Consider the following 15,342-nt stretch of genomic DNA (forward strand, 5'->3'; position numbering starts at 1 on the left):
TTTTATTTTTAGAGAAGCTCTTCCTGGCTATCCGTGTTATTGACGATTGCGAGCCAATAGTTATCTATCGAAAGGACAGCGTTGATGAACTTTTCGAAATCGAGAGGCTTCGTGATATAGCAATTGGCGTCATAGGCAAAGCTAGTGGCCATGTCTTTTTCAGCTTCCGAGGACGTAAGGACTGCGACGGGTATGCTCATAAGCTCAAGGTCGCTCTTTATCTGCTGGAGGACTTCCAGCCCAGTCATTTTGGGCATGTTAATGTCTAATATGATGAAATCCGGTCGCGGCGCCTGCCCTGTCAATACTTTATTCTTGAGATAAGCTATGGCTTCCGCTCCATCCCAAACGACGCTAAGGTGATTCAGGATTTTCCCATCTTTGAGGGACTCTATAAATAAACGAACGTCTCCCGGATTATCATCCGCTAGCAATATTTCAAGTGGTTTTAGCGTTTGTCCAGCCATAATTTGCTCTCCTGGTTCACTCCTTTTTATATCCTGCCTTTTATGCAAAATATATCGATGTATTCGCCCTTACTCGCATATTATCTCACATTTATAGCTAAACTTTACACCATTTTCTTTTGATATAAGCACTTAATGTGCAATTGATGACTTATTTGGTCAAATAAAGATAAACTTTTTTCTATCGTATGATAAATTAACTATCAAAAATACATAATCAATAGTAACAGATTTTTGGCTAATCGCCCTTTATTAGATTTTTTTGATTTTTAAATGTAGAAAAGATTTATTTTGAGACGCCGTGCAGCTCTTTGAGCACGCGCAGCGACCTTTCCAGTATATCGAGGTACATCTGGATCTTGTTGGGGTAGGTCTCGCCTGCCAGCCTTGCGGCGATGTCGTTGACCTTGGCGATGACCGCGGCCTCCACGGCCGCTTCGTCGAGGTCTTCCTTGCCCACTATCACTCTCATGCCCCGCTCCGGCATCTGCATGACCGGCGTGCTCTTGACCGGCTCCACCGCCTGCGAGGATACCGCCGGCTTCGTCTCCACGGGCACCGCCAGGCGGGCCTGCTCCTCCGCGTGCTCCTGCTTTTTAGCGTCGCACACCGGGCACACCACCCTGCCCTGGTACTTGAAGAGCGGCGCGCCGCACTCGCAGTGCTTTGCCAGCATTGTCCCGCCCTTCTCAAGCATCCTGGTCACCTTGTCCAGATCCCTCTCTTCCATAATGAACCCAGTATAATAGCAAAATGACGCCCTTATATATATCCTTTAAGCTTGCTCGAATAAAAAGGCTCTAAGTTTAAGAAGACGCACCTCACAGAACCGAAAATTTTTTCTTTGATGGCTGTACATAGGATACCCATACGGTGCTGATTTTAATATCATTAAGACCGGCTAATGAGGTGATAAGATGTCAAACGTTGAAGCCGTCATCAAGCAGTGCGTGGACGTGTTGACCCGGATAAAGGACGACGACACGGTGCCCCGCAACATCAGGCGAAGCGCTGATAACGTGAAAAACATACTCCTTGACACGAAGGAGAGCCCCGCTGTGCGGGCTGCCTCCAGCATATCCATACTGGACGAGATATCAAACGATCCGAACATACCGCTCCATACTCGCACCCTCATCTGGAATATAGCTAGCCAGCTCGAGACCATCTCAGTAGATGGCTAGAGAGCAGGCGCTACCTTTAAAGGGCTTTTATACGGCCAGACCATCAAATTCATATATGATGATTCCATCATTACGCGAGATAATGGAAGTGTCCATTAGTGACAATAGTTGTTAGCGAAGACGATGAAGATGCGGATTATAGCCCGTTTGCTTTTTTAGAATCGCATGTGAATGAAGACGTTTTGAACGTATCGCACGACTATCGGTACCAGAAGATGGGGTATTACGTGTCCATGCATGCCGAGCTATGTGGCTGCCGTGTGACCCCACGCTGCTCGGACATCCTGGACACGCACCGTAACCCGTTGCTGATGATCCGCGCCTCGAGGGCGGGCATCCCCTGCCTTCCATACCGGCTCATTTCAGGGTACGAGAAGGACTTATACCCCGCCCTGTGCTTTGCGGTGAACCCGTACACCTGCAACTCCGTAACCAAGGTTAAGAGCGAGTCCCAGATGTACAGGACGATTAAGAGCCTGAGCGTTAATAACCGGTACCCCGTGTCGGTACAGCCCCTCCTGGGAGAGGTGAAGGAGGCCGTCCAGGTGTTCGGGGAGACTGACGTGCCCGAGGCGAGGGCGATAGCCAGAAAGTTCTACGAGGCCTTCAGGATTCCCGTCGGAAAGCTCGTCCTTCAGGTGGTCGACGGCGAGGCGAAGCTATGCCACTTCGAGCCTGCCGCGAAGAAAGAGGTGGACTGGGCACTGGTAAGGGAGAGGGTGCACGCCCTCAAGGGCCGCTAGACTTTATGAAGATCGGGTGTTTCGTGGAGAAGTACAACTTCCACACCAGGGAGGAGGCGGGCACGCTCAAGCTCTTCAAGAGCACTGCCGAGCGTAAGGGCCACTCCTTCGACTTCATTTTCAAGAAGGACCTGGACAGGATTGCTGAGTATGACGCCATCTTCATAAGGGCGACTACGGACCCCATGAACACGGCTTACGTGGCCTCCAGGATGGCGGACGCCCTGGGCAAGGTCGTGATAGACGACCCACACTCGATAAGGGTGTGCTCCTCGAAGGTTGTGCTGGACGACCTGTTCAGGCAGAACAGCATCCCCTCGCCCCGGTCGCTCCTCTTCGACGGTGATTACGACCAAAAAAACCTCAAGCGTATCTTCGACTACCTCGGGTTTCCGGTCGTGCTGAAGGCCCCCTACACGAAGTTTTCCTCCCACGTGGAGAAGGCCGCCAGCGAGGCTGAGTTCAGGGAGATATCTGCGAGGTACTTGAGGCATGCCACGCCCATCGTGCTTCAGGAGTACATGCCCAGCAGCTTCGACTGGAGGGTCGGCGTCCTGGACAACCAGCTACTCTACCTCTGCAAGTATTATATGCCGAAGGGGGGGTGGAAGGTGAAATCGCTGGTCGATGGCAAGCAGCAGTGGGGCAAGGTGGTGCCCATCAAGCGCAAGAACGCCCCGAGAAAGCTGGCGGAGCTGGCGATAAAGATAACCAGGTGCGTGGGCGACGGCCTCTACGGCCTGGATATCAAGGAGATAGGCGGCAGGTTTTTCTGCATAGAGGTCAACGATAATCCGAGCTTTTACCTGGGCCAGGAGGACGCAAGGGACCCGGACCTGTACGAGAAGATAATAGACAGGCTGGCGTCTGGCAGGCCAGTAAAGCCTGGCACCTACCGGCTAAACGAGCCATTTTAAATCGCCCAAAACATGAAAAAGTATAAGTAACTATAAGTACGTAAAAACCCTTCGCAACCGATAATGGCACGTTTTATGTGCGCTCCATATCATTATCCGTTTAGCGGAGGAGTCAGATTGGCAGTGGTTTATGATGTGCCCGCCACCCTATTGGTGGCCAGGGCGGGACAAAAACTAAAGGAGACAGGTAAGGTAAAGGCCCCGGAGTGGGCAGCGGACGTGAAGACGGGGACTCACAGGCAGTACCCGCCGACCCAGCAGGACTGGTGGTACACCAGGTGCGCCTCCATATTGAGGAGGATATACATTGATGGGCCGGTGGGCGTGCAGAGGCTACGAACGCTCTACGGCGGAAGGAAGAACCGCGGAGTTAGGCCGGACAGGCACGAGAGGGGCAGCGGCTCCATAATAAGGGACGCTCTCCAGCAGCTCGAAAAGGCGGGCTTCGTCAAGTCCGTTAAGGGCGGCAGGGCCGTGACCCCACAGGGCATGGCGTTCCTGGACAGGGTTGCCACGGAGATGCTAGCTGAAAAGCAGGCTCCCCAGAAGCAGGCAGCCCCCGAGGTACAGGCATAGAAAGTGACGTGATATGAGCGGCGATGAACTGGACGAGATAAGGCGGCGCAAGCTGGAGGAGCTCCAGAGGGCACAGGCCGACGCCTATGCGCAGGAGCAGCAGCGCCAGCAATTGGAGCAGCAGAAGGCGGCAATCCTGCGCCAGATTCTCACCCCGGAGGCCCGGGAGCGCCTGAACAGGATCCGCATGACCAGGCCCGAGTTCGTTGCCAGCGTTGAGGCACAGCTTATCGCACTGGCCCAGACGGGCAGGCTAGCCAGGCAGATAGACGACGCCCAGCTTGTCAAGATACTTGAGCAGATACAGCCCAAGAAGCGCGATATAAGGATAAGACGCATCTGAATGAGGGTACAGGTTTTATACAGCGGCGGAAAGGACAGCTCGCTGTCCGCGGTGCTGCTCGAGCCTTTCTTCGAGGTGGAGCTCGTGACCTGTACGTTCGGCTCGGATGCGTGGAGGCACGCGGAGAAGGCCGCGAGGGCGCTAGGGTTCCCCTTCAGGACGATGGTGCTCAGCCCCGAGATAATGGATGAGTGTATCGATCTCATATTAAGGCATGGGTACCCAAGATATGGCATCAGCTTCGTGCATAGAAGGGCGCTGGAGGCGCTGGCCGCCGGCTCGGAGTACATTGCGGACGGCACGAGGCGGGACGACCACTCGCCCATGCTCACGATGTCCGAGGTGAGAAGCCTGGAGATGCGCTTCGGCGTGTCATACATAAGGCCTCTAGCTGGGTATGGGAGACGAGCCATCGACGCCCTCGTGAGGCGGCACTTCGAGATAATCGAGGGGCCGGATATAGAAAAGTCCGACTACGAGGCCGAGATAAGATCATCTATCAAGGAGAGATACGGGGAGGAGACGGTTAGACGCCTTTTCCCCACAGAGCATGCCCAATCAAGGGTGATGAGAAGGTTGTAAAGATGACGAAGAAGTCCAAGGGCAAGAAGATCAGGTTGGCCAAGTACACCAACCAGAACAGAAGAGTCCCGGCGTGGGTCATAATGAAGACCAACAGGGCGGTCATGACCCACCCGAAGCGAAGGAGCTGGCGCAGGACCAGCTTACCAGAGTAAGGTGGTAGCATGGCAGAAGAGAAGACGGAGCAGATATATACCATCCCCCTCGACACCGAGGGATATCCCCGCTGGAAGAAGGCCAATCTCGCCGTAAAGCTGATAAGGCAGTACCTTTCCAGGCACATGAAAGTGGAGGAGGACAAGATCAAGATCAACGCCCCGCTCAACGAGGCCGTGTGGGCCCGGGGCATCAGGAAGCCGCCCCGCAGGATCAGGGTCAAGGCGACCCGGGTCGAGGATGGCGTCGTTGAGGCCGACGTCGTCGGGGGCGAGTGAGCAAGTGGTAGCGTGATCAGGCAGCTTGACTTTTACGGCTACCCGTACGTGGGCATATACGCCACGAACACGGAGGACTACATAGTGGTGCCCCCCGACCTCCCCGAGCAGGTGGTGGGCGAGGCGGCCGAGGCGCTGGGAGTGGAGGTCATCCGCACCCTCATCAACGAGAGCACGCTCATAGGCTCGATGATGACGGGCAACAGCAACGGCTTCATCGTGAGCGACCTGGCCCTGGACAGGGAGGTCGCAGTCCTGGAGAAAAGCCTGCCAGTTGCCCGCCTCAAGGGAAAGATGACTGCATCTGGGAACATAATACTCGCAAACGACACGGCGGCCCTGGTGCACCCGGCGCTAACGGACAGGCATATCGAGGTCATAAAGAAGACGCTCAAGGTTGACGTAAGGCGTGGCACCATTGGCGGGCTGAAAACCGTGGGCATGGCCGGCGTCGCGACAAATAAGGGGCTGCTGGTGCACCCCAGGGCTACGGAGGAGGAGCTAAGCGTGCTGGAGGACCTCTTCAGGCTGCCGGTGGACATTGGCACGGTGAGCTTCGGCTCGCCCCTCGTGGGGTCAGCCATCCTGGCCAACACCAAGGGCCTTGTGACGGGTACCAGGACGTCGGGCCCGGAGCTGGGCAGGATCGAGGACGCGCTACAACTAGGAGAGTGATGCAAAATGGCTAATTACATAATTGAGGGCAAGTTCAAGGCAGGCGTTCAGTGGGAGAAGTTCTCGAAGACGGTCGAGTCGAACAGCGAGAAGAACGCCAGGGAAAAGGTCCTGTCGACCTTCGGCAGCAAGCATGGAGTCGGCAGGAATCTCATAAAGATAGAGTCGGTGAAGGAAGCATAGGGAGCGGCTAGAGATGCCAGGCGAAGACCCCGTGGCGCCGGGAGGCGCCGAGCAGGAGGAGCAGATAAGGGAGCTGATAGCGCGCATACAGATAAACCAGCAGCGGATGGATGCCCTCCAGCAGCAGGCGAACCTCATACAGCTTTCCCTGAACGACCTGGATAATGCGCTTAAGGCGCTCACGACGCTCGAGGGCAAGGAGGAGGGCCTTGAGATGCTGGTCCCCATAGGCGCGGGCTCCTTCGTCCACGCCAGGCTGGCCAGCCCCGATAAGGTGCTGATAGGCCTTGGCGCTGGAGTGAGCGTGGAGAAGAGCGTCGCTGACTCGAAGGGCATCATCCAGTCGCGCAGGAGCGAGCTCGAGAAGGTGCTCCTCGAGACGACTGGCGCCATGGAGAAGGTGGCCGCCGAGCTGGTACGGCTGCAGCAGGAGGCACAGAAATACCAGTAATTCGTGAGGCCCGATGTTCGATAAGCTCAGGGTAAAGCTCAACGAGTTCAGGAAGGCGATCGACGATAAGCTGAAGGCCGCTCCGCAGCCCGCCGAAAAGGCGGGCATACTCGATAAGGCGGTGGCCATCACGAAGGGCGAGGTCATATTAACCGAGAAGGACCTGGAGGGCCCTCTCTGGGAGCTTGAGATGGCCTTGCTCGAGAGCGACGTGGCGCTTCCGGTCGCCGAGTCTATCATCGATAGTGTGAAGAAGGGCCTTAGTGGCCAGCGCAAGAGGCTTTTAAGCTCTACCGGAGACCTGGTGGAGGACGCCTTGAGGGATTCTCTTTTAGGCATATTGAGCGCCCACACCCTGGACTTCGAGGAGTATGTTAAGGCTCATGAGAAGCCCGTGACCGTGGTCTTTACCGGGGTAAACGGGACGGGCAAGACCACCACCATAGCCAAGCTTGCGGAGCTTTTAAAGGAGAAGGGCTATGGCGTGGTCATAGCAGCAGGAGACACTTTTAGGGCTGGTGCCATCGAGCAGCTCGAAAAGCACGCGGACCGGCTTGGCGTCAAGCTGATAAAGCACCAGCAGGGCTCCGACCCTGCTGCCGTGATATACGACGCCGTCGCCTATGCGAGGTCGAACAGGAAGGACGTGGTGCTCGCGGACACCGCGGGCAGGCTGCACACCAACGTAAACCTCATGGAGCAGCTCAAGAAGATTAGCAGGGTCATCAAGCCCGACCTGGTGATTTTCGTGGACGAGGCGATAGCAGGGAACGATGCGGTCGAGCGGGCCAGATTGTTTAACGACGCCGTCCCCATAAGCGGCTCCATCCTGACCAAGGCGGACGCCGACTCCAAGGGCGGGGCGGCCATATCCATAGCCCACATCACCGGCAAGCCCATATTGTACTTAGGCATCGGACAGGGGTACAAGGACCTCAAGAAGTTTGACCCTGAGTGGTTCGTGGATAGGCTGCTGGAGCGCTAGTGGCGCTTAGTATTACTAGTAAATTAAGCCTTTTAATTTCCTTTCTTTGCCTGGTCTGCTCGCTTTTTTCAGTCTTGCCCTTAAGCTTTTATTTTGCTCGTATCTTTTAAGCATTGACCTTATGTCTTTTCCGTCCGATGAGGCCTTGAATAGCGTGACTTTTCTACCATGGTATTCCAGCTCTATCCTGGTTACCAGGCCCAGGGCTACGAGCGCATCATCTGACCTGTACCTGTCCCTGTAGCCCACCAAGGCGCCGATGACCATATTTCTATCGTACTTCGTGGAGGCCATTATCTCCTCCACTGTTTTGCCGTCCGGATACGCCTCGCATAGGTCATGATAAACCCTTTCTCGAACGCCACTCCTTTTGAACGAATGGGTAACACGCCAAATATCATATTTTTCAACTGCCACACTCTATCCCTTCAAAGCCCTAATCATCTTTCATTTTAACAATTATAGCTTGTTTATATAAGCCTTATCTCACAATTTGCTAATAAGTGGGCGAAAGAAGGGCTTATATAAATTTATAATTTTTTTGTGAATAAAAACCTCTGCATCCACCTTTCAACTGCAGGAGCATTGAAATTCGGGGGCGTACCTGCATCTTTTTAATGCAGGTAACCAGAAACCCTATAAACGCCTAATTTTTAATCCTCGACCATGAAAGGCTCGCAGGACAAGCGCACTACAAGCCAAACACCCGGTCCTGCGAGCCTTTCAGGAGGTATTAGATATTAGAACAATAAAGACAATAGCCCTCGCAGGCTTAATACTTGCGATAGCAACAAGCGGCGTGGCATATGCGCAAGACTGGTCAAAATACAATGGTAGAACAGAAACAACATACTCAGGCGGTAATCCATCAATAAACCAATATTCAAATGGGGGCAAGGGCCCGGTAGCAGTAAATGACCGGCTCTTCTGGGATAATACAATGCATAACAATGTTGGGCGATCTGTTACTGCCTATGTTGGAGGGATTACAGCGCCGCCATTTGGCGGTGGTTTAGCATATAACGAGGTATCCATTAGTATACCCCCATATAGTGCTAGGTCCAATGATAACCATGCAGCCACGGTAGCAATAGCCGGCCCTCATGTGATCCTAGCCTACCACTCCTACGAGGATGGAAATTACATATATACGATTAACCATGACCAGATGTCGTATACTTGAGACATAAAATTTTTTATTTTTTATTTTAGGTGGTCGTATGGGGAGCATGTTGACTATCGCAAAAAAAGAGTTCACTGATTTACTTAATAACCGTATGGTACTTTTAGTCCTTATTGCTTTTCTCATCTACGTTTTATCTAATATCTATACATTTTATAGTGTGCTAAATGGCTGGAAACCTGGGGCGCAACCCATGTTCCACGAGAACATGGGCATCGCCGCGGATAACAATGTCTTTTTTACGCTGTCCTTTTACGGCACTATCATGGGGATTATTATAGGGTGCTCAACGGTATCGTCTGAGCGTATCGGCAAAGCGTTGAGCGTGCTAAACGTGAAGCCGGTGTACCGTGATGCTATTATTAATGGTAAGGTGCTAGGCTCGCTCGCCTTCTTGGCCAGCGTTATACTATTTTATATAGCTATTTTTACTATTGGGTTCCTACTTCTTTGCGGGAACGCTCTTGCCCCTTTCTTGCTCGACTACTTCTCCAGGCTGCCATTCGTATTTCTTTTCATCATGGTTTACACTACCGTCTTTCTTTCTATATCATTGCTTATTTCGTTACTCGTCCGTGACCAGGCATTCGCCATGATACTTAGCACTTTGGCCGTGTACATATCGCAAATCATGTATGTTGACGTCTCATACAATCTTGGCAATATTTTACCTGGGTATGGGCTTGATCGGCTATGTATCAGCCTGTCGCATGAAGGCACCTTGTGGTTACAGGTGCAGCCCAAGTTTATGAATACGAGCCTTGGGGCGTATGATGCTTTTCTGAGCATTCTCCCGGAGTTTATCAGGCTGCTTATTACCATAGTCATAACCATGGCCTTGAGCTATATCGTTTTTGTGAGGAGGGATATCTTATGAGGATGGTATATGAGATCGCCAGGCAGGAGTTCGTCAGGGTGCTAACCTATCCGCTCATCCCAATAGTTTTTCTTATCATTTTAATAATCGCATATCTCAACGGTGCGGGTGGCGCTCGCGACCTGAGGTCGTTTGAAGAATGGACGACTGGGGATGCTCTCCTTCAGGGGTTTGGCCAATCATATGGGGCAACGTCTATGATATGTACGATCATGGCAATTTTTCTGGGCGCCACTTCTATTCCTTATGAGAGGTGGAGTGGCTCGCTCAACGTGTTACTGACAAAGCCGTTATACAGGCGGGACTACGTTATAGGCAAGTTCATGGGGCTCTCCGGGTTTATGCTCTTATTCAACACTTTTACCCTGTTGTTCATCGGGTTATTGATGATAATGTTTTTCAGGGGGCCCCAGTCCAGCCTTGAGTTCATATGGAGGCTTGCAGCATACATCATTATCATGTCGCTCTCATGTTCAACTGTCATAGCCCTAAATATGCTCTTCGGCGTGATCTCCAAGGACATACTCGTGGTCACTTCGGCCTCGATGACCTACATCTTCTTCGACTGGATATGGCATAATGAGCGGATTCTAGGCGACCTTTCAATATTGACACCCATGACGCTCTATGGTTTAGCCATTCATCCTTTTGCCGAGCCATTTAACCCATTGTTTAATACCACCGTCCAGTTTTATCGATGGTTCAGTGCAGCACTCCCATTCCTGGCAATATTGTTTATAGAAATGTTCCTCTTCCTTCTTGTAGGGGTATACCTGTTCTCGAGGGAGGATAATGTCTAAGGGTAATGTAGTAGCCTGGATAACACATGCATTAATACTATTAATAATACTGCCGGTAGTCTTTACCTGTGCAGGACATGCGAGGCTGGCCTCTATCACGGCGGGAGTTAATAATGCATTTGCGATAAACGACAATGGAGCCGTGTGGGGCTGGGGCAGGAATTATTATGGCCAGATTGGCAACGGTGCCTTTAGCGAAAAGTGCGGGCCCGGCAGCGTGCTCATCGACAACGTCACGATGATAACAACAAATGGTGGTGCTAGTTATGCTTTGAAAAGCGATGGCACGGTGTGGGCGTGGGGGTATGGCGAGAGCGGGTGGCTCGGCGATGGGGGGTTTGAAGACCAGTGCGTGCCCGTACAGGTGAAAAACCTTACAAACGTGAAGGCCATAGCCGCAGGGAGCCAGAATTGCTACGCTTTGAAAAACGACGGCACGGTGTGGGCGTGGGGGGATAACAGAGACGGCCAGTGTGGAGACGGCACAACAATGGGAGACGGCACCATAGGGGTAAGCCAGTATGGCAGGGCTTCTCCTGTAAGGTATAGGGGACTAGAAGGCGTCGAATACTTCATCACGGGATGCGACCAGGGAGTCGTCGCAGACAAAAACGATGGAACCATGTGGGCCCTCGAAACTAACAAACGAGTAGACAAAATCACATACGGGACCGTAACAGACCCCTCAGCATATGGCTTCATAAAAATATGCGGAATAAACTGGACTCAAGAACAAGCACATTATGTGGCCTTGAAGGGTGATGGAACGGTGTGGACGTGGGGCGCATACGTGGGCAGGAGGGGAGCGTTCGATAAGTCAGGGCTGGATAAAGCTGTAGAGGAGTCTCCTACCAGGGTTGAGGGCCTAGACCACGTCGTGGACGTCGCCGCCGCCCATTTGACCAATTATGCTTTAAAGGAGGATGGCACGGTGTGGGGATGGGGCCGCAACGATGCTGGAGAGTTGGGCTCAGGCTATAGGACTGTCGAGCCATACCCCGTACTGGTCTTCAAAGGGCCAACCCCAACCGGCACGCCAACGCCCACGCCAACAAGCACGCCAACGCCAACCCCGGCCATAACACAACCATCGGCAACCCCAGCAAGCACGCCCACGCCAGCCCCGGGCTTTGAACTCGCCGCCGCGCTCTTGGCCGGACTAGCCATAACAACGCTAATAACAAAGCTAAGAAAAACGGGCCGATAACAAACCCCCACTTATATGAATTTATAATTTTTTTGTGGATAAAACCCTCTGCATCCACCTTTCAACTGCAGGAGCATTGAAATTCGGGGGACGTACCTGCATTAAAACGATGCAGGTAACCAGAAAACATATAAATGCCTGAATTTAATCCTCGACTATGAAAGGCTCGCAGGACAAGCGCACTACAAGCCAAACACCCAGTCCTGCGAGCCTTTCAGGAGGTATTAGACATGAAAATAATAAAGACAATAGCCCTCGCAGGCTTAATACTTGCGATAGCCACGAGCGGCGTGGCATACGCTAGAGAATGGACGTACAATGGCACCATGACTACAACATACCAGGGCGGCAGCGTGTCAATGAGCCAGACATCCTACGGAGGAGCAGGCCCCGTACAACAATATGACACGGTTAGCTGGTATAACACGTTGTACAATAACGTGGGCCGCCAGGTTACTGGCCATATAGGCGCAGTAACAGCTCTTCCTGACACACAAGGCTTAGTGTATAACGATGAGAGTTCTACGATGAGCGCGTGGGGATCGTGGGGGGCGCCGCCGAATACTCATAAACACTCGGCCACAATATGGAGTACTGGTCCTCACGTGATCCTGGCCTACCACAGCTACCAGGATGGGAACAACGACTACTCGATCACGAACCAGGAAATGGGGTACATATAAAACGATTCCATAAAAATCTTATTTTTATTTTCTCGAGATGATAGCATGAAGACCTGGATGATACAGGCAATAATACCATTAATAGTCCTTTTAGTCGTTATTCCGTGCGCTGGACAGGCAAAACTAACCTCCATATGGGCGGGCGGTGGTAATGTGTTCGCGTTGAACGATGATGGCACGGTGTGGGGCTGGGGCGATAATTATTATGGCGAGGTTGGCGTCGGGTTTTTTAGCAATACGATTAGCCCGAATAGCAATGTGATCAACCATGGCGTCTGGACTCCCAGCAAGGTGCTCATCGACAACGTCACGATGATAAGTTGTAAGGGTACTAGTTATGCTTTGAAAAATGACGGCACGGTGTGGGCGTGGGGGTATGGCGAGAGCGGCTGGCTCGGCGATGGGGGGTTTGAGAACCGGTGCGTGCCCGTGCAGGTTAAAAACCTTACAAACGTGAAAGCCATAGCCGCAGGGAGCCAGAATTGCTACGCTTTGAAAAACGATGGCACGGTGTGGGCGTGGGGGGATAACAGAGACGGCCAGTGTGGAGACGGGACCACAATGGGAGACGGCACCACGCCGATAAGCCAGTCTAGCAGGGCTTCTCCTGTAAGGTATAGGGGACTAGAAGGCGTCGAATACTTCATCACGGGATGCGACCAGGGGGTCGTCGCAGTCAAAAACGATGGAACCATGTGGGCCATCGAAACGAACAAACGAGTAGACAAAATCACATACGGGACCGTACCAGACCCCTCAGCATATGGCTTCATAAAAATATGCGGACAAAAATTGGCCGGCATGAACGCGGATGGACACTACGTGGCCTTGAAGAATGATGGAACGGTGTGGACGTGGGGCGCATACGTGGGCAAGAAGTTTCCATATGATAGCTCGGGGCTGGATAAGGAGGTGGAGGAGTCTCCTACCAGGGTTGAGGGCCTAGACCACGTCGTGGACGTGGCCTGCACACACCTGACCAATTATGCTTTAAAGGAGGATGGCACTGTGTGGGGCTGGGGACGCAACAATTTGGGAGAGCTGGGCTCAAACTACAGGACTGTCGAGCCATACCCCGTACTCGTCTTCAAAGGGCCGGCACCGGACAGCACGCCAACGCCCATGCCAACAAGCACGCCAACGCCAACCCCGGCCATAACACAACCATCGGCAACCCCAGCAAGCACGCCCACGCCCACGCCAGCCCCGGGCTTTGAACTCGCCGCCGCGCTCCTGGCCGGACTAGCCATAACAACGCTAATAACAAAGCTAAGAAAAACGGGCCGATAACAAAAAACGATTTTTAATTGGTGAGCATATGGCCAACCTGCTTGCTATCGCAAAAAAAGAGTTCGTTGATCTGCTGAGTAACCATATGGTGCTTATAGTCATCATAGCCATGCTTATCAACATAGTGGGCAATGCCTATGATTTCTATGTTGTATCAAGCGGGTGGAGGCCTGGGGCACGCGTAATGTACGATTCGAACATGGGGGTAGCCGCTTGCAACAACGTTTTCTTCGGGATAACATGGTTCGGCACGATTATCGGCATTATCCTTGGCTGCTCGACGATATCGTCGGAGCGGGCCGGTAAAGCTTTGAGCACGCTAACCACGAAGCCGGTGTATCGTGACACCATTATTAACGGTAAAATATTAGGTGCCCTGGCATTCCTGGCCTGTGTAATGATGCTATTTATCGCCTTTCACACGTCTGCTTTATTGATCCTTTGCGGTAGCCTTTTGGCGCCCTTCTTGCTCGATTATTTTTCAAGGCTACTCTTCGTATTTCTTTTCAGCATGGCCTTCGTCATGGCCTTCCTCTCGCTATCCATGCTCATATCATTACTCGTCAGCGACCAGGCGTTTGCGATGATCCTTAGCACGCTAACCGTCTATATTTCATATGAATTCACGACCCTCGTGTCGTATAATTTGGACAGGATCCTTCCCGGTTATGGGCTGGGCGGCATGCTTGCCAGGTTTTCGCCTTATAGCATGTTATGGGAGGGCGGCGTACAGGACAGGTTCATGAATACGGGCATTGGGGCATGGGAGGCGTTCATGGAAATTCTGCCAGACTTTACCAGGCTACTATTGGTCGTCACCATAGTGCTCGTGCTTAGCTATATCGTCTTCGTGAGGAGGGATATCTCATGAGACCTTTCGCTGGGGCTGTGTGCGCGATTGCGAGGCAGGAGTTTGTCAGGGTATTAACGTATCCTCTTATACCTGTTGTAGCCTTTATCGTGTTCCTGATCGCCCTTCTCGATGGCGCTGGATACGCATCCGGCCTTGAGGGCGTGGGCATTTCTAATGGGCCGGACGTGCTCATTTTTGGATTCACCAGGTCATGGGAATCGACGGCGATGATCTGCTCTATAGTGGCCGTCTTCCTGGGGGCTACGTCTATACTTTACGAGAGATGGAATAGCTCGCTCAACGTGTTACTGACAAAGCCTTTATACCGTCGAGACTATTACATGGGGAAGTTCTTGGGACTCTCGGGGTTCATGCTCTTATTCAACGCTTTTACCATACTACTCGTCGGGCTTATGATGGTCGTGTTCTACATGGAGCCGCAATCCGGGTCGGAGTTCGCCTTGAGGGTCTCCTCATATATCTTTATCACGACCTTATCCTGTTCTCTGGTCTTAGCGTTGAGCATGTTCTTCGGCGTGTTATCGAAGAACATCCTCCTCGTAACCTCCCTATCGGTTATTTACACGTTTTTTGACTGGATATGGCATCCTGAAAGGATTATGGGCGGCCTATCGGAATTCACTCCCCAACAACTTTATTTTAGGCTCATAGGCCCCAAGGGTATAACCGATCCTGCGGCGTTGTTCAACACGCTCGTCCCTTTTGACCGCTGGCTTAACGCCGCCGTCCCGCTCCTTATCTTCGTGCTCTTAGAAATGCTCGCGCTTCTCCTCATAGGGATGTGCCTCTTCTCAAGGGAGGACAGTGTTTAGGCAGTAATACGATGAAGGGTGGCTCATCATAAAAGCGAGACAAATCCTCCAAAGGTATTTCACTTCGCAGTCTTTA

The 15,342-nt window shown here is 52.4% G+C and carries 23 protein-coding genes; 20 read left to right on the forward strand and 3 right to left on the reverse strand.

All coding sequences use genetic code 11. The annotated features are described in order from the left end of the window. Window positions 1-8: 8 nt before the first annotated feature. Complete coding sequence (locus tag MTC_RS02150; protein ID WP_014405035.1) at window positions 9-467, reverse strand: response regulator; 459 nt, start codon at window positions 465-467, stop codon at window positions 9-11. Window positions 468-753: 286 nt separating this feature from the next. Beyond that, window positions 754-1,197 (reverse strand): Sjogren's syndrome/scleroderma autoantigen 1 family protein, encoded by a 444-nt coding sequence (locus tag MTC_RS02155; RefSeq protein ID WP_014405036.1) that lies wholly within the window; start codon window positions 1,195-1,197, stop codon window positions 754-756. 187 nt (window positions 1,198-1,384) lie between these two features. Here MTC_RS02155 and MTC_RS02160 point away from each other — a divergent pair, with 187 nt between their 5' ends. From MTC_RS02160 to ftsY, 12 genes are all read left to right on the forward strand, one after another. Then, complete coding sequence (locus tag MTC_RS02160) at window positions 1,385-1,651, forward strand: UPF0147 family protein (protein WP_014405037.1); 267 nt, start codon at window positions 1,385-1,387, stop codon at window positions 1,649-1,651. Between the two features lie 98 nt (window positions 1,652-1,749). Beyond that, a complete protein-coding gene (locus MTC_RS02165; RefSeq protein WP_014405038.1) occupies window positions 1,750-2,394 on the forward strand; it encodes a RimK-like ATPgrasp N-terminal domain-containing protein in 645 nt (214 codons plus the stop codon). A gap of 5 nt (window positions 2,395-2,399) precedes the next feature. After that, window positions 2,400-3,311: an ATP-grasp domain-containing protein gene (locus MTC_RS02170; protein WP_014405039.1), complete on the forward strand. Its 912-nt coding sequence runs from the start codon at window positions 2,400-2,402 to the stop codon at window positions 3,309-3,311. Window positions 3,312-3,428: 117 nt separating this feature from the next. Continuing rightward, window positions 3,429-3,887 (forward strand): 30S ribosomal protein S19e, encoded by a 459-nt coding sequence (locus MTC_RS02175; protein WP_014405040.1) that lies wholly within the window; start codon window positions 3,429-3,431, stop codon window positions 3,885-3,887. Between the two features lie 13 nt (window positions 3,888-3,900). Then, window positions 3,901-4,230: a DNA-binding protein gene (locus MTC_RS02180; RefSeq protein ID WP_014405041.1), complete on the forward strand. Its 330-nt coding sequence runs from the start codon at window positions 3,901-3,903 to the stop codon at window positions 4,228-4,230. Further along, window positions 4,231-4,812 carry an alpha hydrolase gene (locus MTC_RS02185; protein WP_014405042.1) on the forward strand — a complete coding sequence of 194 codons (582 nt, stop codon included), beginning with the start codon at window positions 4,231-4,233 and terminating at the stop codon, window positions 4,810-4,812. A 2-nt stretch (window positions 4,813-4,814) separates the two neighbouring features. Then, the gene (locus MTC_RS02190; protein ID WP_014405043.1) at window positions 4,815-4,967 is read left to right on the forward strand and encodes a 50S ribosomal protein L39e; all 153 of its coding nucleotides are present in this window, start codon (window positions 4,815-4,817) and stop codon (window positions 4,965-4,967) included. Window positions 4,968-4,976: 9 nt separating this feature from the next. Next, a complete protein-coding gene (locus tag MTC_RS02195) occupies window positions 4,977-5,246 on the forward strand; it encodes a 50S ribosomal protein L31e (protein WP_014405044.1) in 270 nt (89 codons plus the stop codon). Between the two features lie 12 nt (window positions 5,247-5,258). Continuing rightward, window positions 5,259-5,921, forward strand: a complete 663-nt coding sequence (locus tag MTC_RS02200; RefSeq protein WP_014405045.1) for a translation initiation factor IF-6 — start codon at window positions 5,259-5,261, stop codon at window positions 5,919-5,921. Between the two features lie 6 nt (window positions 5,922-5,927). Beyond that, complete coding sequence (gene rpl18a, locus MTC_RS02205) at window positions 5,928-6,104, forward strand: 50S ribosomal protein L18Ae (protein ID WP_014405046.1); 177 nt, start codon at window positions 5,928-5,930, stop codon at window positions 6,102-6,104. 13 nt (window positions 6,105-6,117) lie between these two features. Continuing rightward, entirely contained in the window at window positions 6,118-6,555 is a 438-nt protein-coding gene (gene pfdA / locus MTC_RS02210) for a prefoldin subunit alpha (protein WP_014405047.1), read from the forward strand. A 13-nt stretch (window positions 6,556-6,568) separates the two neighbouring features. Next, window positions 6,569-7,540 carry a signal recognition particle-docking protein FtsY gene (gene ftsY / locus MTC_RS02215; protein WP_014405048.1) on the forward strand — a complete coding sequence of 324 codons (972 nt, stop codon included), beginning with the start codon at window positions 6,569-6,571 and terminating at the stop codon, window positions 7,538-7,540. 15 nt (window positions 7,541-7,555) lie between these two features. On the opposite strand, the gene MTC_RS02220 is transcribed toward ftsY, so the two are convergent. Beyond that, entirely contained in the window at window positions 7,556-7,957 is a 402-nt protein-coding gene (locus MTC_RS02220) for an archaellum operon transcriptional activator EarA family protein (protein ID WP_081476780.1), read from the reverse strand. A 382-nt stretch (window positions 7,958-8,339) separates the two neighbouring features. On the opposite strand from MTC_RS02220, the gene MTC_RS12995 reads away from it, so the two are divergent. From MTC_RS12995 to MTC_RS02255, 8 genes are all read left to right on the forward strand, one after another. Continuing rightward, window positions 8,340-8,723: a hypothetical protein gene (locus tag MTC_RS12995; RefSeq protein WP_143767038.1), complete on the forward strand. Its 384-nt coding sequence runs from the start codon at window positions 8,340-8,342 to the stop codon at window positions 8,721-8,723. 46 nt (window positions 8,724-8,769) lie between these two features. Further along, window positions 8,770-9,600 (forward strand): ABC transporter permease, encoded by an 831-nt coding sequence (locus tag MTC_RS02225; protein ID WP_272941631.1) that lies wholly within the window; start codon window positions 8,770-8,772, stop codon window positions 9,598-9,600. Beyond that, window positions 9,597-10,400 (forward strand): ABC transporter permease, encoded by an 804-nt coding sequence (locus MTC_RS02230; RefSeq protein ID WP_014405051.1) that lies wholly within the window; start codon window positions 9,597-9,599, stop codon window positions 10,398-10,400. The genes MTC_RS02225 and MTC_RS02230 overlap by 4 nt, the downstream gene beginning before the upstream one ends. After that, on the forward strand, window positions 10,393-11,607 hold the full coding sequence (locus MTC_RS02235; protein WP_014405052.1) for an RCC1 domain-containing protein: 1,215 nt from the start codon (window positions 10,393-10,395) through the stop codon (window positions 11,605-11,607). The genes MTC_RS02230 and MTC_RS02235 overlap by 8 nt, the downstream gene beginning before the upstream one ends. A 230-nt stretch (window positions 11,608-11,837) precedes the next feature. Continuing rightward, window positions 11,838-12,290: a hypothetical protein gene (locus MTC_RS02240; RefSeq protein WP_014405053.1), complete on the forward strand. Its 453-nt coding sequence runs from the start codon at window positions 11,838-11,840 to the stop codon at window positions 12,288-12,290. 45 nt (window positions 12,291-12,335) lie between these two features. Beyond that, window positions 12,336-13,580: an RCC1 domain-containing protein gene (locus tag MTC_RS02245; protein WP_014405054.1), complete on the forward strand. Its 1,245-nt coding sequence runs from the start codon at window positions 12,336-12,338 to the stop codon at window positions 13,578-13,580. Window positions 13,581-13,608: 28 nt separating this feature from the next. Continuing rightward, entirely contained in the window at window positions 13,609-14,451 is an 843-nt protein-coding gene (locus tag MTC_RS02250; protein ID WP_014405055.1) for an ABC transporter permease, read from the forward strand. Continuing rightward, window positions 14,448-15,266: an ABC transporter permease gene (locus MTC_RS02255; RefSeq protein ID WP_014405056.1), complete on the forward strand. Its 819-nt coding sequence runs from the start codon at window positions 14,448-14,450 to the stop codon at window positions 15,264-15,266. The genes MTC_RS02250 and MTC_RS02255 overlap by 4 nt, the downstream gene beginning before the upstream one ends. Window positions 15,267-15,342: the final 76 nt, after the last annotated feature.

Source organism: Methanocella conradii HZ254 (assembly GCF_000251105.1).
In the GTDB taxonomy this organism is placed as follows: Archaea; Halobacteriota; Methanocellia; order Methanocellales; family Methanocellaceae; genus Methanocella; species Methanocella conradii.